Consider the following 18,015-nt stretch of genomic DNA (forward strand, 5'->3'; position numbering starts at 1 on the left):
AATCACTGCCGTCTCTGGAATACTGGATCGCCCGCCTTCGCGGGCGATGACACCGGGAATGGAGCCCTACCCCGCCTTCTTCTGCCGCGTACTCGCCGCGAGCACCAGCAGGAACGACGCCGCCGTCATCAGCGTCGAGATCGCGGCGATGGTCGGGTCGATCTCGTCGCGGAGCGCGGTGAACATGCGTTTGGTCAGCGGCTGATACTGGCCGCCGGAAATGAACAGCGCGATGATGGTCTCGTCCATGGCCGAAATGAAGGCGAAGATGCTCCCCGCAATCACGCTCGACTTGATCTGCGGCAGCGTCACCGCAAAGAAGCTGCGCAACCGGTTCATGCCGAGGCTGCGCGCCACCATCTCCTGCGCGGGATCGAAGCTTTGCAAGCCCGCGAGCACCGAGATGACGACGTAAGGCAAGCCCAGCATCACGTTGGCCAGCACGAGGCCGGGCATGGTCGCGACCAGGCCGATCCTGGCATAGACGAAGAAGATGCCGACCGCGGTAATGATGATGGGCACCACCAGCGGCAGCAGCAGCGCCATGTGGATCAGCCGCATGATGCGCAGTTTGGACTGGCTGATGGCATAGGCAGCGGCGACACCGCACGGCGTTGCGATCACCACGGTGAACAGCGCCACCGTCAGCGTCACCCGCGTCGCCTGCATCCAGGCCGGATTGGAAAAATACTGCTGGTACCAGCGCGTGGAGAATGAGGGCGGCGGGAAGGTCAGGAAGCGCGCACTGGAGAACGAGATCGGCGCGATGATCAGAACCGGCAGGATCAGATAGATCAGCACCAGCGCGCTGATCACGTAGAGGGCGATGCGTGCGGGCGAGATGCGCGTCATTTCTGCCCCAACACGCGATCGAGCGAAATGAAGCGGCTGACGACGAAGAAGATCGCGAGCACGCTGAGGAGCAGCACCACCGCGACCGCGCTCGCGGCACCGAACTGGTTGTAGAGCTCGACATTGCGGCTCACCAGCATCGACACCATCACGGTGCGGCCGCCGCCTAGCAGCTCCGGCGTGATGTAGAAGCCGAGGCAAAGTACGAACACCATCGTGCAGCCGGCGAGCACGCCAGGCAGCGACAGCGGCAGGAACACGCGGAGGAATGTCAGCGACGGGCTTGCGCCCAGGCTGGCGCCGGCCTGCATCAAATCACCCGGGATCTTCTGCATGGTGGCGTAGAGCGGCAGCACCATGAACGGCAGCAGGATGTGCACGGTCGCGACCACCGTGCCAAAGGTGTTGTGGACCAGCGCCAGCGGCTCGGAGATCACATCGAGATAGCGCAGGAATTGATTGATCACGCCGGTGCGTTGGAGCAGCGCCAGCCAGGCATAGGCGCGCACCAGCACTGATGTCCAGAACGGCAGCACCACCAGCGACAGGATCAGGATGCTCCAGCCCTTCGGCACGGAATTGGCGAGGTAGGCGACGGGATAGCCGAGCAGCAACGCGATCACGGTGACCGCGAGGCTGATCTCGAAGGTCAGCGCGAAGCTGCGCCAGTAGATGTCCTCGGTGAAGACGCGGCGATAGTTCTCCACTGTAAAGCCGTCATGGTAGATCGACTGCCAGGCCAGCCAGCCGACCGGCAGCACGATCAGAGCCAGGATCACCAGCAGCGCCGGCGACACCAATGCCAGCATCAGGCCGTGCTCGCGGCGCTGATGCTTTTGGGAGGGATCTGGCACTGAAGTCGTCAAAGCTGGCCTCACTTATTTCTGCATGAACGACGCCCAGCGCTTCTCGGCGGCTTCTCCGGCAGGCGAAGACCACCAGGCATAGGACATCAGCGCCTGCTTGGACGCATTCGCCGGCTCGCTCGGCAATTGCGCCGCGCGCTCGGGCTTGATCACACCAGTCTCGAACGCCTTGGGATTACCAGGGCCGTAATCAATGTTGAGCGGCAGATTGGCCTGGTGCACGGGATCGACGGCCTCGTTGAGGAACTTTACGGCCGTGTCGAGATTCGGTGCGCCCTTGAGGATGCACAGCGAGGTGCTCTGCAGGATGCCCTGGTTGTAGGTGAAGGCAACCTTGGCGCCTTCCTTGGCGACGGCGCTGACGCGGCCGTTCCAGGCCATCTCCATGTCGACTTCGCCGTCATTGAGCAGCTGCGCCGACTGCGCACCCGAGGTCCACCACACCGTGATGTTAGGCTTGATTTCCTCGAGCTTCTTGAAGGCGCGGTCGACGTCGAGCGGATAGAGCTTGTCAGGCGCGACGCCGTCGGCCATCAGCGCCGCCTCGAGCGTCGCAAACGGATGGTTGCGCAGCGCGCGGCGTCCGGGGAATTTCTTCACGTCCCAGAAATCGGCCCAGCTGTTCGGCGCGTCCTTCGGGAAGGTCTTCTGGCTGTAGGACAGCACGCTGGAATAGAACTCATAGGAGACCGAATAGGGACTGCGATAGGCTTCCGGCATCGCCGCGCCGTTTGGAATCTTCGAGAAGTCGAGCTTCTCCATCAGCCCCTGCTCACCGCCACGCAGGCAGTTGCCGGTCGGGGTGTCGACGACGTCCCAGATCGGCTTGCCGCTGCCGACCTGGGTCTTGATCGCAGGCCAGGCGTCGGGGATCGAATCCTGGTTGATGGTGATGCCGAGCTTCTTGGCGGAGGGATCGAGGATCGCCACCGTCTGCGCCTGCTGATAGGCGCCGCCCTGCGAGACGAAGGTGATCTGTTCGGCGGCATCAGCCGAGGTGGTCAATCCCATTGCGCCCGCCAGCGCACAGCCCAATCCAAAATTCCGTTTCGTCATCATCCTCGCCTCCTTCAATGAATCTCACTGGCCGATCGCATCGAGAAACTGGTACCAGCCGGCGACCATGCGCACGGCTGGCTCGCGCAGCGGATAGAACGGAATGGGTTTCATGCGGCTGACGTCGAGCAGTCCGACATCGGGCCTCTCGCCGCGCACGAAGGCGGCGAGATAACGGCCCATCAGGCTCGACATCGCGACGCCGGCACCGTTATAGCCGAGCGAGACCAGCGTGCGGTCGTCGATCCGGCCGATATGCGGCACCGAGTCCAGCGTCATCGCCACGAGGCCCGACCATTTGTATTCGAGCGGGACATCGGCCAGATCAGGGAAGATGCCGACCATCGCCTTGCGCAGCGCGTCGAAGGCGGTTTGCGAATCCTGCTTGCCGAAGGCGCCGCGGCCGCCGAAGATCACGCGATTGTCGACCATGCGGAACCAGCGCATCATGCGCTTGGTCTCGGTGTAGGTGCGCCCCGTCGGCATCAGTTTGCCGGCGAGATTGCGCGGCAGTTTTTCCGTCGCAATGAGGGCGCTGCGGAACGGGATCAGCGTGCGCTGGAGTTGCGCGGTGGCGCCGGTGAGATCGGAATAGCTGTTGGTGGCGATGATCGCCTGCCTGGCGCGCACCGCGCCTTGCGGCGTCTCGGCGACGACACCGTCGCCCTCGCGCCGGAGTTTTACGACCGGCGATTCCTGGAAGATCTGAACGCCGCGGCGCGCGACGCCGTCGGCGAGGCCGCGCAGATAATTCAGCGGATGGACGCCGCCGGAGCCGGGATTGAGCACGCCGCCGACGAAAATGTCGGAGCCGGTCTCCTCGCGCACGCCGCGCTTGTCGAGGATACGGACCTCGGCCGAGCCCATTTCGCGCGTCATCCAGTTGGCTTCGTCGATGGCAGCCTTCAGCGTGGTTTCGTTGTGCGCCGCCTTGACCTGGCCGGTGCGGGTCAGGTTCGCACTGGTGATGCCGAACTCGGAGACAAGCTCCTCGACCATGTCGGTCGATTCATGTGCGATCTCGTACATGCGTCTCGCCATGGCGCGGCCATGCGCGGCATCGATCTCGCGAAACGAGAGACGGAACTTTGCGGTGACCACGCCGCCATTGCGCCCGCTCGCGCCCCAGCCGGGCCTGTTGGCCTCGAGCACGACAGGGGCCAGCCCGCTCTTGGCGATGTGGTGCGCGGCGGAGAGGCCCGTATAGCCTGCGCCAATGATCACCACATCCGCCTGTTGCTCGCCGGAGAGCACCGGAAAGGCGCGCGCCGGCTCCGCCGTGGCTTCCCACAGCGACTTGGCCGATGGCAGCGCGCTCCAGTCGCGTGTCATGCCGGCGCTCGTCTCTTAAGCCGGGCCGATGGCCGCGTCGGCCAGCGCCTTCAGAGTCGGGTAATGGAAGTCCGGCTTGGTCAGCGTTTCCACTGCGGGCGTCCCGCCGAAACCTGCGATGCCCTGGCGGCGCTCGATCCAGCACACCTTGTAGCCGAGTTTTCGCGCGATCCCGATGTCGTGATACTGGCTCTGCGCGACGTGCAGGATGTCGGACTGCTTGTAGCCGAACGCGGATTGCCGGCCCTTGTTGTAGGCGAAGAATTCCGGATTCGGCTTTGCCACCCCGGTGTCGTCGGCGCAGACGGTGTCGTCGAAGGGATTGCCGAGCGCGTGGGCGTAACACGACAGCGCGACCCGGTCGGCATTGGTCATCGCCACCAGGCGAAACTTTGTCCGCAGCCGCTTCAGCGCCCCGACGGAATCCGAGAACGGGCCCCAGCGCAGCACCGAGAGCTGGAACACGTCGCAGGATGCGTCGTCGGCAGGCAAACCGAGTTCGGTGGCGAGATGGCGATAGACGTGGAACATCACCTCGCTGGAGCGCTCGTAATGCTTGTCGCGGCCGCGCTTGTAGGGCTCGAAAATCTGCTCGTCGCTGAACTCGGCCGCCTTCCTGCCTCCGATCCTGCGCACGGCTTCGAGCACGCCGGTTTCGAAGTCGATCAAGGTGCCGACGACGTCGAAGGTGAGAACCTTGAAATTGCTGAACGCGGCTTGGGTCGACATGTGCTTCTTCTCTCAGGTTGCAACAAGGCTTCAGTCCACCCGGGGCACGACGATGGTGTCCTCGGGGTGGAGGGTGACGGTGAGGCTGCCGCCGAGCGGCGGGATACGCTGGTACGCTTGATGATAGGAAGGCTGGCGCAGGCTGAGCGCGACGGCGCCTTCGAGCGCCAGGAAGATACGCAGGCTCTCGCCCTGATAGACGATGTCGGTGACCGTGCCGGTCAGCCGGTTGCAGGCATCATCCTGCGCGCCGTCGTCGATCAGCAGCTTCTCGCTGTGCACGGCGAGCATCAGCGCATCGCTATCAGGAATGGCGCGGGCGCTGCGCAGCAGCGCGTTGCCGAGCGCGACACTGCAAGCGTCGACGCGGCGGACGGGAAGCATCGTCGCCTCGCCGATGAAGCTGGCGACGAAGGAATCGGCCGGGTGATCGTGCAGGCGCGCCGGCGCGTCGATCTGGATCAGTCTTCCATCCTTCATCACGGCGACGCGGTCGCTCATGGTCAGCGCCTCGCGCTGGTCATGGGTGACGTAGATGATGGTCGCGCCGATGCGCCTGTGCAGTGCGCGCAGCTCGATCTGCATGGTCTCGCGCAGCTGCTTGTCGAGCGCCGACAGCGGCTCGTCCATCAGGATCAGCCGCGGCTCGAAGATCATGGCGCGCGCCAGCGCCACGCGCTGGCGCTGGCCGCCCGAGAGCTGCGCGATGCCGCGCGCCTCGTAGCCGGCAAGGCCGACCATGCTGAGCGCCGCGCGCACCCTGTCAGGCCAGCTCGCCTTCGGCAGGCGGCGTGCGCGCAGGGGAAAGGCGACGTTCTCGCCGACACTCATATGCGGGAACAGCGCGTAGTTCTGGAACACCACGCCGATGTCGCGCTTGTGCGGCGGCATGTAGGTGACGTCGCGGCCGCCGAACAGGATGGTGCCAGAGGTCGGCAGGATGAAGCCGCCCAAAATTCCGAGCAGCGTGGTCTTGCCGGAGCCGGAAGGACCCAGCAGCGAGACGAACTCGCCGGCGCCGACATTGAGGGACACATCGTCGAGGGCGCGAACGGCGCCATACGCCTTGCTCGCGGACCTGATCTCGACGCTTTCCGCTCGTTTGTCCAACGATCGACCTCGCGCAATCCCGCCATGACGTGCCTCACTGCACGCCATAAGCCTGCTTTATAGACAGGGTTTTGGAGCATTCAGAGGCGCGGCGTGCACCGCACCAAATCTTCGCTCGCAAGCGCCTGTCTTTAGCCAGTCACGGCAATGACACCAGACTTGCGAAAATCCGGCAATTGCCAAATTCTCACCAGCCTCATAACATGACGTTATGCCCGAGCTCCGCCGCATGCTGCCCTCCAGCAACGCCCTGTTCGTCTTCGACGCAGCGGCGCGCAATGGCAGCTTCACGGCCGCCGCCGCCGAGTTGAACGTGACGCAGCCGGCGGTGAGCCGCATGCTCGGGCAATTCGAGGAGCATCTCGGCGTGCGACTGTTCGACCGCAAAGCCGGCCGCGCGGTGCTCACCGAGGAAGGCGAGCTGCTCTATCGCCGCGTGCTCGAGGGCTTTCGCAGCATCGAGACCGGGCTCACCGAGATCGAGCGGCGCCGCAAGGGCACCGAGACGGTGACGCTGTCGGTCTCCTCCGCCTTCACCACGCATTGGCTGATGCCGCGCATCGACAAGCTGCAGAAGCAGTTTCCGCAGGTCGATCTGCGCTTCCAGCTCATCTCCGGCGCGCTGCGCGGGCCGGTGGAGAATGTCGATCTCGGCATGCGCTTTCGCGATCGCGACGAGCCGTCCTCAGGCGGCACGCTGGTGATGAAGGAAGTGATGCTGCCGATGTGCAGCCCGACCTATCTCGGCGCGACCGATCCCGCCGTGGGCAACACCATCATTCGCCTCGCCGAGACGCCCGGCGACTGGGCCGCGGATTACGCCTCGCTGCTCACCGGCCGCCGCGGCGCCGCCAAGGGCTTGAGCTTCACCGACTATGCCGTCGTGGTGCAGGCCGCCCTGCTCGGCCAGGGCATCGCGCTCGGCTGGCTCACGGTCGCCTCGCACTGGCTTTTGACCGGCGCATTGGTGCCTGCCTCCGACCGGCTCACCACCACGCGCCGCATCTGCGAATTCCTCCCCCCGCGCAACCGGCCGATGCGCCCCATCGCCGCCGAGATCCGCGACTGGATCATCGCCCAGATGCACAGCGAGATCGCCGCGATCGACCAGCTCTATCCCAAGCTCGGCGCGATGGCGGCGTGCTATTGAGAGCAACCGGCTGGTGATGCGCTCCTGAAGCGCAAATTGGCGCGCGACAGCTGGCCGAGCGAGTTACATCCCATCAATTTCATGTCGCGCTCGAGCTCGGCGCGCAGCAGGCCGAGCGCGCGCTCGACGCCGGGCTGGCCGGCCGCGGCGAGCGGATAGAGATAGTATCGTCCAAGGCCAACGGCCTTGGCCCCGAGCGACAGCGCCTTGAGGATGTGGGTCCCGCGCTGGATGCCGCCATCCATCATCACATCGATGCGGTCGCCGACCGCATCCACGATTTCGGCAAGCTGGTCGAAAGCCGAGCGGGAGCCATCGAGCTGCCGTCCGCCATGATTGGACAGAACGATCCCCGTGCAGCCGATCTCGACCGCGCGTCGTGCGTCCTCCACCGACATGATGCCCTTGAGACAGAACGGCCCGTTCCAGGTCCGCACCATCTCGGCGACGTCGTCCCAATTCATGGATGGGTCCAGCATGTCAGTGAAATAGCGGCCGATCGACATGGCGCCGCCGCTCATGTCGACGTGCTCGTCCAATTGCGGCAGCCTGAACTTCTCGTGAGTGGCATATTGGATGCCCCACATCGGCTTGATCGCGAACTGAAGCATGCCTGATAGCGTCAGGCGGAAGGGTATGCTGAAGCCGGTGCGCAGATCGCGCTCGCGATTTCCTCCGGTGATGCTGTCGACCGTCAGCATCATCACGTTCACGCCGGCCTCCTTGGCGCGTTGCATCATGGCGCGGTTGAGGCCTCGATCCCGGTGGAAATAGAACTGATAGACCTGCGGCGTGTCGTGGGCCTTGCGCAGCTCCTCGAGGCCGACCGTGCCGAGGGAGGAAACGCCGAACATGGTGCCGTAGCGCGCCGCGGCCGCGGCGACGGCACGCTCACCTTGGTGGTGGAACAGGCGCTGCAAGGCGGTCGGCGAGCAGTAGAACGGCAGCGCCAGTTTCTGGCCCATGACGGTGACCGACAGGTCGACCTGCCCCACGCCACGCAACACATTGGGCACGAGGTCGCACTGCTCGAAGCTCGCGGTGTTGCGCCGATGGCTCGTCTCGTCGTCGGCTCCGCCGTCGATATAATCGAAGATCGGTCCCGGCAGCCGGCGGCGTGCCAGCCGCCGGAAGTCATGGAAATTGTGACACTGTGCGAGACGCATCTTGCGGGCTCCCTTAGGGCACGAGGAGCTTCAGCGGCCAGAGATAGGCCTGACCCAGCACCATCAGGCCGACCAGAACGGCCAACGCGAGGCTGTGGAAGAAAACGAAGCGCAGGATCGTGCCTTCGTGGCCGTACCATTTCGTCGCGGTGGAGGCGACCACGATGCTCTGCGCGTCGATCATCTTGCCCATCACGCCGCCGGAGCTGTTGGCAGCCGCCATCAGCACCGGGCTGACGCCGATCTGCTCGGCGCTGATGCGCTGCAGCCCTCCGAACAACACGTTCGACGACGTGTCCGATCCGGTCAGCGCCACGCCGATCCAACCGATCAATGCACCGAAGAACGGATAGAGCGATCCGGTTTTGGCAAAGGCGAGCCCGAGCGTGGCGTCCGTGCCGGAGTAACGCGTGACGAAACCGAGCGCCAGCATGCAGGCGATGGTTGCCAGCGAATAGCGCGTCAGATGCAACGTACGGACATACATGCGCGCCAGGCCGAGGGGGCCGTAGCCGACCAGCAGTCCCGAGATGATCGCCGCCAGCAGGATGCCGGTACCGGCCGCCGAGAGCAGATTCAGCACATAGACCGCGCCTTCGGCCGCGGGCTTTGCCACGACCGGGGGCGCCTTCTGCACGAGGTTGTGCAGCCCCACGACGGGAAACTTCGCAACCCAGATACTGTCGAGCCAGCTCTTCACCTGCGGCGTTCCCCAGGCGAAGACGAAGGCAGAGAAGATCAGCCACGGCGTCCACGCCTTGGCGACGGCCGCCTTCGTCGTCTTGCCGCTGGGTGCTTCGCCCGCGAGCGGCGCGCCATAGCGCGCCGGCATGTCCTTCATCGCATTCGCCGGCCGCCATATCTTCAGGAACAGCGCGAGGCTTGCCATGGAGACCACTGCGGCGATCACATCGACCAGCCACGGACCATGGAAGTTCGAGACCAGATATTGCGGAACGGCGAACGAGACGCCGGCGACCAGGATAGCCGGCCAGATTTCGAGCATCCGCCGAAAACCGACGAAGGCCCAGATCAGCCAGAACGGCACGAGCAGCGAAAAGAACGGTAGTTGACGGCCGATCATCGCGCTCAAGGCCTGCAGATCGAGTCCCGTTACGGCGCTGAGCGCGATCACCGGCGTTCCGAGCGCCCCATAGGCGACCGGAGCCGTATTGGCGATCAGCGACAGGCCGGATGCGGCGAGCGGAGAAAAGCCCAGCCCGATCAGCATTGCGGCGGTGACGGCGACGGGCGTGCCAAACCCGGCAGCGCCCTCGAAGAAAGCCCCGAGCGAGAACGCGATGAACAAGAGCTGCAGCCGCCGATCGTCGCTGATCGAGCTGATCGAGCGTTGCAGCACCGCGAACTCGCCCTTCTCGTTCAGCAACTGATAAAGGAAGATGATGTTGATGATGATCCAGCCGATCGGCAGCAGCCCGAAGCCGGCCCCATAGATCGCCGCCATTGCGGCCATCGGCGCCGGCATGCCGAAGCCGAGGATGGCGACGCCAAGCGCCGTCACGAGGCCGATCGCCGCCGCCCAGTGCGCCTTGATCTCGAAGATCGCAATCGCGCTCAGCAGGACGACCACGGGAAGGGCCGCCGCCGCGGTCGAAAGCCACGGATTATTGAAAGGGTCGTAAACCTGCGTCCACGTCATGAGACTTCTCCTCGCGTTTCCTCACGCCGCCGCGCTGAACCGCGATCTTGGGCATATCTGTTATCCTATCCTCATATTGGTAAAATTAATTTACCAGTGCTGTCAATTGGGAAAGATATTTCATAATCGGTCGATGACGGGGAGCGGACTTGACCGATGCCTTCCAAGGTCCATAGTCGCAAGACGAATCCATGCGCTCGGCCAGACAGATAGGTGCCACTTGAGCAACGTCGTTCGCACACCCAAGATCGCGGAAGCGATGGCCGAGCACATCGAGCGGCTGATCCTGGAGGGCGTGCTCCGGCCGGGTGAAAAGCTGGCGGCCGAGCGGGACCTGGCCGAGAAGCTGGACATCTCGCGGCCGTCGCTGCGCGAGGCGCTGCAGATCCTGGAACAGCGGGGGCTGCTCGCCACCACGCGCTCGGGAACGTTCGTGGCCCAATTCCTCTCGCCGCTATTTCGGCCGCTCGCCACGCTGCTGCAGGACAAGCCGCGCGTCACCGCCGACTATTTCGAATTCCGCCGGATTCAGGAGGCTCATGCGGCCCGCTTTGCCGCCATGCGCGCAACCGATCTCGACCGGAAGGCGATCCGGCACTGCGTCGACCGGATGCAGAAGGCTCACAAGCTCGAGGATCCGACACAGGAAGGCGACGCCGACGTCGACCTCCATTTGCTGATCTACGAGGCCAGCCACAACGTGGTCCTGCTTCACGTCATGCGCGCGCTCGCCGACCTCCTGCGCAACAATATCTTCTACAGCCGCGCGCAGCTCTATTTGCGCGAAGGCGTCCGCGATCAGCTGCTCCAGCAGCACCTGACGCTCGCGGAGGCCGTGATTGCCGGCAAGGCCAAGGAGGCTGAGGCGGCAGCGGCCGCGCATATCGGCTTCACTTTCGAGACGGTCGAGGAAATCAGGCGCGACAGTGTCCGGCTGGAGACATCGTTGAGCCGCGTCAACCGCAGCGATTTTCTCGCCTGACGGTTGATGACCGGACGGCCGTCAGCTCGCATCCAGCGGCCATTTCGGGCGCTTGATCTTGCGATATGGCAGCGTGGTGATGTCGCGGGCCACGACGCCGGGCGCGTCGACCATGATGACGCGCGTGGCGATCGGCTCGAACGACGCGCGGAAATGCTGCGATGATTTGACCACGACGATCTTGCGCTGCGCGGGATCGAGCCCGAGCTGGGTGAAGACGTCGACACCGAAGGTCTGGCAGCGGAAGGTCGAGAGCACGACCTCGACGCCGTCAGAGGCAATCAGGGCGCAGTCGCCGAGCTTCGCCGGCGTCCCCGCAAGTCCCGTCATGACCATGTCCGGCTTGAGCGCGCGGATCTCCCAGACGGCGTCGACAGGATCTCCCGACAATGGCCCGATCTTGCCGCCGATGCGCAAGGCGATGCGCGCGCCGACGCCGGCATCGAAGGCGATCCGTACCGCACCGGGATCCCACAATGGCCCGAGACAAGTGCTCGCGACCTTGCGATCGATGAGCCGCCGCAGGATATAGGTCGAATCGCCGGGTGCGCCGCCGCCCGGATTGTCGCTGCCATCGCCGAGCACCACCGTGCCGTTCGAAGCGAGCGCGGCGTCGATCGCGGCATCGATCCCGACCGGTCGCTCGCTCAGCGCCCCGCGCAGGTCGCACAGCTCGCGCGCCAGGCGCTGCGCCACGTCTTGTCCCCGTGCGCCGTCCGGATCGGCGGCGGCATCGCTATAGACCAGCATCTTGGTGCCCATGTCAGGCACGTCGCCCGATGCAAAGCCGTGCACGATGGAGATGGAGACGATGCCGTCCTTGCCCTCGCGGGCGCGCACGCGGTTCACGAAACTCTTGCCCGGCTCGCGCGTGGTGTGCAGCGGGGCGATCATCCCGGTGTCGATAACAGCGACGCGCAGCTCGAGGCGCTGCTCGGCCAGCGCCGTGCAGAATTCGACGAGCTCCCGCGCCCGCTCCAGGATGTCCGTGTGCGGATACTCCTTCCAGCAGATCAGGAGGTCGGCATTGCCGACCATCGCGTCGCTGAGATGGGTGTGCGGGTCGAGCGTCCCGCCGACCACCGTGTCCGGTCCCACGATCTGCCGGACGCGCGCCAGGAGGTCACCTTCGCAATCGTCATAGCCGTCGGCGACCATGGCGCCGTGCATGCCGAGCAGGACCATGTCGACGGGAAGCGCCGCCTTGAGATCCCCGAGCAGCTGGTCGCGGAGACTTTCATAGGCTGTGCGCGTCACGATGCCGTTCGGCACGGCTGCCGCCACCAGACCCTCGATCAGCGTCCAGCCACGCGACGGCCCGACCTCCCGCGCGGCCCAGAGCGGGCCGCCGTGCATCTGCATCGCATCGGGATGCTTTCCCGCGGGATAATAGGCGCGCTCATGAAACGCCGACACGCCCGTCGGCATCGGCGTAAAGGTGTTCGTCTCGGTGGCAAGGGCGGCAGAAAAGACGCGCATGGGATTTCACTTCTCACGTTGAGAACGCAATAACGCCCGCTATGGCGGCAGGCGCAACCGTCTTTGATGTCCATTGAGCGACGGAACCGCGCGACCGCTTCCTCGTCGGCGCCGAGCTGTAGCTTAGCGTGGCCGGCGATTATCATCCAAATAAAAGCGTCCGTATCGCGAGGACTGAGGCGGAGTGCGTTTTGGATATGGGCCTCGGTCTCAGCGCCGCAACCAAGAAAATACTTGGCCATACCGATGGACCCGTGTGCGCTGGCCAAGTTTCGATCCAGTGCCAATGCCTGCTCGCATTCAGCAAGGCCTTGAGCCGCGCGGTTGGTGAAAATCTTGACGTGTCCAAGATGCCGGTGGGCCCGCGCGTGCTGTGGGGCCAATGACAGAGCCTTGATCAAGGCCGTCTCAGCCGCCGCGAACCGTGCGGCCGGATCATCTGTCAAATAGAATGCACCACTATTCAGGTCAATATTTGCCAACGCGACCAGCGCCTCGACATTTTTGGGATCGAGCGCCAAGGCGCGTTCAAGAAAACTGCGCGCTTGGGCAAGATACTCGGGAATCCTTCCCTTGTTTAAGCAAGCCATGCCTTGGAAATACAAATCTCGAGGTCACCTCTGAAGCCTCAGGAGCGCAAAGAATAAGCTGCCGGTAAGGAGAATGTAAGCCACCTGTTAAGCGCGCCAGCGGATGTGCAGGCAGCTTTAGTTTGGTGAAAACAGCCCAACTTGGACACACCGCGATGAGCACGATCCACGGGACCACTGAGTTTGGACCGGCAACTGCAAGGCGGCAGTATTACAGCCCCCTCGAAGCATATTGGGATGCGTTTTGTGAGTGGCGCAAACGCGAGAGGCTGCGAATGCAGCTGTGTTGCCTGACGGACAGCGAGCTTATGGACATTGGTATCACGCGCGGTGAGATCGACTTCGTCACCTCGAACCCATCCATCGACCCAACCATTTTTCGTTCATCCTAGCTCGGCAATCGGCGATAGGCGTGCTCACGATGGGCGGTCTGTTTGTATCCCGGCGAGGTACCACCCGCGCCGCTCACCAGCATACTCGGTGACCGGCGTTGTGGCTTCTCTGGTGTGAATGGGTTCACAATGGCGTCGGCAAGCGAATGCTATGATTCAGCCATTCAACTGCTGACTAAGGGTATTGGAAGAGCGTCCGTATTCCGAACAGCCTCTAGGAGAGGGTCATGTTCAAAGAATTCCTTATGGTCGCTGTAGTTGCCTCTCTCACGTTGGCGACATCCTCAAGAGGTCATTGCGAATATGCTTTGGAGGGCAGCGCGTCCACCGGGTCGCGTTCGGTCTTGTTGCATTCTGACGCGGTTCAACCTTCGGAAGACCTGTTGGAAGAGATTGTAACTTGGCTCTCGTCAAATTTTGACCTCCCAGCCAACAAAGATCGTCCTGCCATTGAATTTGCATCAAGGATGGAGCTTGCGAGGTTACGTGCAAGGGACCTTGCGTCTTCGCAAAGCTTCATGGGAAACGATGGGCAAGCCGCTCAGCGCGAGGTCGTCGCACTCTACGACAACCATAGGAGTACGATCCTGCTTCCTGACGATTGGGACTCGACTTCGCCGGCGGACCAATCGGTCCTGGTCCATGAAATGGTCCATCACCTTCAGAATCTGGGAAAGCTCAAATTCGATTGCCCCCAGGCGCGGGAGAACACGGCCTACCTGGCTCAGGCAAAATGGCTGGAGCGGTTCGGTCTGAGCCTGGAGAAAGAGTTCGACGTGGACATGTTTACGGTGCTGATTTCTTCAGCATGCATGTATTGATGTGGTCGCGGACGATTGCTTTTACGACGCAGCGCAAAGCCAAGAACTTGGACGTACGAACAAGTTTTCAGCAGAATTCGATCGATGGTCAAACTTCTCGCGGTCATCGCAATCATCTTGATAATCCTGGCGATGGCCCGGGGGCAGCAGAATCAATTTGTCCCACTGCCAACGGGGCCGCTGCCAGCGCCGCTTATTCCCTGAGTTCGCCGACGGTGGCGCACCTACCCAATTTGTCGCTGGCGCACAGGCCGGCTCTTGGCCCGAATGCGAAGTTTGGGCGGCGTCTTCAATTGTCAGCTTATCGGATTGGACCAGAAGCAAGGGCCGACCGTCAAAACGGCGCGCCTGACCCGAAGTGGACTTTGAGGCCTAGCCGCTCCCCGCTTCTGTGTGGTTGAATGACCGAGCAAAACGAAGGCGATGCGATATGGACAAGCTCAGCTTTCACGATCCGCTTTTTCGTACCTATGCGATCGCTGCCTCCATCATGGTTCTCAAAGCTCTCACGATGTCGTGGTTGACGGTTGTTCGGATGATGCAAGTAAGAGGCGGATTTCGCTCACCCGAGGACATCAAGAAGACCATCCTCAACCCACATCCAAACTCAGAACAACTAGCACCAAATGAATATGTGGACCGCATCCGGCGAATTCAGCTGAACGATCTCGAAAATCTGCCGTTTTTCCTAGTCGCTGGATTCCTCTTCATCTTGACCGAGCCATCAATAGCGCTCACGCAATGGCTGCTGTACGGTTACGTGGTCTCGCGGCTATTGCATTTCGCCGCATATTTCACGGCAAGGACTCACGATACGCGCGCAACACTCTGGACGGTGGGTTCTCTAATTCTAATCTTTATGACTTGCTGGACGCTGATTGTTGCTTTGCGTCAATGATGTCGGCAGCCACTGGGCCCTTCGCATGTAAGTTCGTAGCTTGCTATCGCATCCAACGTGGCATGGGCAGAAGCATCTGCCGGAGGTCCGTTCACCGCTCCTCAACGGACATCCTGCGATAGCATAGGGCGTTGGGCTCCGTTCCTTTGGCACTCTCAAGGAATTAACCGCATTGCCTCATGAAATCCATGCATTTGGCATCTGTGCTGCCGCGGCTGGCGACACAAGGGCGGTGCGAGAGTACATCGAAGGCTTTATCTGATATCTCTCGGGTCTATGTCTGCCTTTGGCCCATCGCGACATACTGCGCTGCCGCGCGAACTTGGTCGCTATAGGGGCAAAGCGGACATTGCTTTCGTCGCATCAAATCGCCGGGCTTATGGGTACACGGCCTACATTCTCCCTATTCCCGTTCCTACGGGGCCGGGACGAGCTGCGCTCGCCCTGAGAGGGTGGGGCGAGGGGCTACTTCCGCAATCACCGTGAGAGATGGACTCGCGGAGAGTCCCCTCACCCGCAATCAGCGCTTTCAGCGCGCATTCCGGCCTCTCCCGCACGCGGGGAGAGGCGAAGAGTTCACCGATGCCCGATCGCCCGGATGGCGCCACGCAGCTCGGCGAGACCGCGGAGGCGGCCGATTGCGGTGTAGCCGGGATTGGTGCGCTTGGTGGCGGCGAGATCGTCCAGCATGCGATGGCCGTGATCGGGGCGGAATACGATGCGCTGATCCGGCGAGCGCCGGGCGTTCTCCTTCAGGAGCGCCTTCAGCACCGCGATCATGTCGACGTCGCCGTCAAGATGATCGGACTCGTGGAAGGACAAGCCGTCGGCTTCGCGCCTGGTCGCGCGCAGATGGGCAAAGGCGATGCGCGGGCCGAAGCGTTCGGCCATGGCAGGCAGATCGTTCTCAGGGCGCACGCCGAGCGAGCCTGTGCACAGGCAGATGCCGTTCGCCTTTGAGGGCACGGCATCGAACAGCGCTTGGTAATCCTCTGCCGTGGAGGCGATGCGCGGCAGGCCGAACAGCGGCCGCGGCGGATCGTCCGGGTGCAGCGTCAGCGAGACGCCGAGCTGCTCGGCGACCGGCGCGACGCGCTCGAGAAACTCGACGAGATGCTGCCGCAGCATCTTTGGCGTGATATCGCGATAGGCATCCAGCTTGTCGCGAAATTGCGGGATGGTCAGCGGCTCGGTGGTCGAGCCCGGCAGCGCGCTGGCGATGGCCATGATGAGATAGTCGATGTCGGCCTGGCTCATCTTGTCGAACCGCGCCTTTGCGCGCGCCTGCTGTTCGGGCGAATATTCCCGCAGTGCTGCCGGGCGCTGCAGGATATGGAGTTCGAACGCCGCAAACCGGTCCTGGTCGAAGCGCAGGGCGCGGGCGCCGTTCGGCAGCTCCCATTCGAGATCGGTGCGGCACCAGTCGACCACGGGCATGAAATTGTAGCAGATGATCTTGATGCCAGAGGCGGCCACCGCCTCCAGGCTCGCGATCCAGGCGTCGATGGATTTGGTCGCCTTAGCCCCGAGCCGCTTGACGTCATCGGGAATCGGGATCGATTCCACCACCGACCAGGTCAATGGCGAGCGGCCGGGGTGGCCGTCCTCGATGAAGCTCTTGCGCTCCTCGACCGCCCGGCGCGTCCAGGCCTCGCCGATCGGCACCTGATGCAACGCCGACACGATATCGCTTGCGCCGGCCTGCCTGACATCGTCGAGCGACACGGGATCGTTTGGCCCGTACCAGCGCCATCCCTCGCGCATCATCGACATTCTCCTAAAGCGTTTTCGAGAGAAGTGGGCACCGGTTCGCGTGAAGAAAACGCGTCAAAACGAGATTCAGTTCGCAGTCAGCACGACCTTGACGCTCTGCGAACGGTCGAGCGCCAGCCGCAGCGCGTCGGGCGCGGTCGATAGTGGTCGCTCGGCGGTGACCAGCGCCAGCACGTCGACGCTGCCCGCGCCGATCAGTTCCACCGCGGTCATGAATTCCAGCCCGAAGCGGAACGAGCCGCGCAGGTCGATCTCCTTGGCCATCACCGCATTCGACGGCGTCGGGATCTGGCCGCCCGGCAGATTGCCGATCTGCACCACCACGCCACCGCGCCTGACGATGCCGATGGCACTGGCAAGGCCCGCGGCAGTGCCCGAGACTTCGAAGGCGACGTCATAGGGACGCGACGCGGCCTGCGCCTTGAGGCCCTCTTCGCCGCCCGAGACGTTCTCGACATGGGACGCACCGAGCTTGGTCGCGAAGGCCAGCGGCGCCGGCGCGATGTCGGCCACCGTGATATCGGCCATGCCGGCGCGGCGCGCGGCCAGCATGGTGAGAAGTCCGATCGGGCCGGCGCCAAAGATGATGCCGCGCTTGCCCTGGATGTTGCCGGCGCGCGCGACGGCATGCAGGCAGACCGCCAGCGGCTCGGCGAGCGCTGCGGCCTGATAGGAGACGTGGTCGGGGATCTTCACGCACTGCGCCGGGACGGCGTCGAAATAGTTGGCAAAGCCGCCCTGCATGTGCGGCGTCTTCGAGGCCGAGCCCATGAAGTAGATATTTTCGCAGAGGTTCTGCCGCCCCTCGCGGCAGGCGACGCAGTGACCGCACCAGCGCGACGGATTGACGGCAACGCGGTCGCCGACCTTCAGGTTCGCAGGCATACCCGCGATCTCCACAACCTCGCCCGAGATCTCGTGACCGAGCACCAGCGGCGACTTCACCACGAAATCGCCGGTGCGGGCATGGCGGAAGTAATGCATGTCAGAGCCGCAGATGCCGCCGGCGCCGAAGCGGATGCGCACCATTCCGTCAGCGAGCTTGTCGAGCGGATGCTCGATCATGCGCAGATCTTCGGGTCCAAACAGGGTTGCGGCGAGAGCGGTCGAGGTCATCGGTAAAATCCCATTGTGTCTGCAGCTTCGTTCACCCGCCCTA

General features: G+C 63.4%; 16 protein-coding genes. 5 read left to right on the forward strand and 11 right to left on the reverse strand.

What is annotated here, in order from left to right; all coding sequences use genetic code 11:
* Positions 1-66 precede the first annotated feature (66 nt).
* The 6 genes from HYH07_RS23985 to HYH07_RS24010 all read right to left on the reverse strand — a co-directional run bounded on the left by HYH07_RS23985 (position 67) and on the right by HYH07_RS24010 (position 5,945).
* Positions 67-852, reverse strand: coding sequence for an ABC transporter permease (locus HYH07_RS23985; RefSeq protein ID WP_220004813.1), 786 nt, complete (start codon positions 850-852; stop codon positions 67-69).
* Positions 849-1,661 carry an ABC transporter permease gene (locus HYH07_RS23990; protein WP_220004928.1) on the reverse strand — a complete coding sequence of 271 codons (813 nt, stop codon included), beginning with the start codon at positions 1,659-1,661 and terminating at the stop codon, positions 849-851. The genes HYH07_RS23985 and HYH07_RS23990 overlap by 4 nt, the downstream gene beginning before the upstream one ends.
* A gap of 69 nt (positions 1,662-1,730) precedes the next feature.
* Positions 1,731-2,777, reverse strand: a complete 1,047-nt coding sequence (locus tag HYH07_RS23995) for an ABC transporter substrate-binding protein (RefSeq protein WP_220004814.1) — start codon at positions 2,775-2,777, stop codon at positions 1,731-1,733.
* A 21-nt stretch (positions 2,778-2,798) separates the two neighbouring features.
* The gene (locus tag HYH07_RS24000) at positions 2,799-4,106 is read right to left on the reverse strand and encodes an FAD-binding oxidoreductase (protein WP_220004815.1); all 1,308 of its coding nucleotides are present in this window, start codon (positions 4,104-4,106) and stop codon (positions 2,799-2,801) included.
* Between the two features lie 15 nt (positions 4,107-4,121).
* Positions 4,122-4,835, reverse strand: a complete 714-nt coding sequence (locus HYH07_RS24005; RefSeq protein ID WP_220004816.1) for an HAD family hydrolase — start codon at positions 4,833-4,835, stop codon at positions 4,122-4,124.
* A 30-nt stretch (positions 4,836-4,865) separates the two neighbouring features.
* On the reverse strand, positions 4,866-5,945 hold the full coding sequence (locus HYH07_RS24010; RefSeq protein WP_220004817.1) for an ABC transporter ATP-binding protein: 1,080 nt from the start codon (positions 5,943-5,945) through the stop codon (positions 4,866-4,868).
* A gap of 211 nt (positions 5,946-6,156) precedes the next feature.
* Here HYH07_RS24010 and HYH07_RS24015 point away from each other — a divergent pair, with 211 nt between their 5' ends.
* Positions 6,157-7,095 carry a LysR family transcriptional regulator gene (locus tag HYH07_RS24015; protein WP_220004818.1) on the forward strand — a complete coding sequence of 313 codons (939 nt, stop codon included), beginning with the start codon at positions 6,157-6,159 and terminating at the stop codon, positions 7,093-7,095.
* On the opposite strand, the gene HYH07_RS24020 is transcribed toward HYH07_RS24015, so the two are convergent.
* Positions 7,089-8,261, reverse strand: a complete 1,173-nt coding sequence (locus HYH07_RS24020; protein ID WP_220004819.1) for an alpha-hydroxy acid oxidase — start codon at positions 8,259-8,261, stop codon at positions 7,089-7,091. The genes HYH07_RS24015 and HYH07_RS24020 overlap by 7 nt on opposite strands.
* Before the next feature lie 13 nt (positions 8,262-8,274).
* Complete coding sequence (locus HYH07_RS24025) at positions 8,275-9,921, reverse strand: L-lactate permease (protein WP_220004820.1); 1,647 nt, start codon at positions 9,919-9,921, stop codon at positions 8,275-8,277.
* Positions 9,922-10,141: 220 nt separating this feature from the next.
* Between HYH07_RS24025 and HYH07_RS24030 the strand changes: the two genes are divergently transcribed.
* Positions 10,142-10,903, forward strand: a complete 762-nt coding sequence (locus HYH07_RS24030) for an FCD domain-containing protein (protein WP_228749743.1) — start codon at positions 10,142-10,144, stop codon at positions 10,901-10,903.
* 21 nt (positions 10,904-10,924) lie between these two features.
* Here the strand turns inward: HYH07_RS24030 and HYH07_RS24035 are convergent, their stop codons facing one another.
* Positions 10,925-12,382: a M81 family metallopeptidase gene (locus HYH07_RS24035; protein ID WP_220004822.1), complete on the reverse strand. Its 1,458-nt coding sequence runs from the start codon at positions 12,380-12,382 to the stop codon at positions 10,925-10,927.
* A gap of 745 nt (positions 12,383-13,127) precedes the next feature.
* On the opposite strand from HYH07_RS24035, the gene HYH07_RS36635 reads away from it, so the two are divergent.
* The 3 genes from HYH07_RS36635 to HYH07_RS24050 all read left to right on the forward strand — a co-directional run bounded on the left by HYH07_RS36635 (position 13,128) and on the right by HYH07_RS24050 (position 15,083).
* Positions 13,128-13,364: a DUF1127 domain-containing protein gene (locus HYH07_RS36635; protein WP_220004823.1), complete on the forward strand. Its 237-nt coding sequence runs from the start codon at positions 13,128-13,130 to the stop codon at positions 13,362-13,364.
* A 227-nt stretch (positions 13,365-13,591) separates the two neighbouring features.
* The gene (locus HYH07_RS24045; RefSeq protein ID WP_220004824.1) at positions 13,592-14,185 is read left to right on the forward strand and encodes a DUF6647 family protein; all 594 of its coding nucleotides are present in this window, start codon (positions 13,592-13,594) and stop codon (positions 14,183-14,185) included.
* A 430-nt stretch (positions 14,186-14,615) separates the two neighbouring features.
* Entirely contained in the window at positions 14,616-15,083 is a 468-nt protein-coding gene (locus HYH07_RS24050; protein ID WP_220004825.1) for an MAPEG family protein, read from the forward strand.
* Positions 15,084-15,659: 576 nt separating this feature from the next.
* Here HYH07_RS24050 and uxuA read toward each other — a convergent pair.
* Both uxuA and HYH07_RS24060 read right to left on the reverse strand, forming a co-directional pair.
* Positions 15,660-16,850, reverse strand: a complete 1,191-nt coding sequence (gene uxuA / locus HYH07_RS24055) for a mannonate dehydratase (protein WP_220004826.1) — start codon at positions 16,848-16,850, stop codon at positions 15,660-15,662.
* Between the two features lie 72 nt (positions 16,851-16,922).
* Complete coding sequence (locus HYH07_RS24060; protein WP_220004827.1) at positions 16,923-17,972, reverse strand: L-idonate 5-dehydrogenase; 1,050 nt, start codon at positions 17,970-17,972, stop codon at positions 16,923-16,925.
* Positions 17,973-18,015 lie beyond the last annotated feature (43 nt).

It is taken from the genome of Bradyrhizobium sp. BR 10261, from assembly GCF_019455395.1.
Lineage (GTDB): Bacteria > Pseudomonadota > Alphaproteobacteria > Rhizobiales > Xanthobacteraceae > Bradyrhizobium > Bradyrhizobium manausense.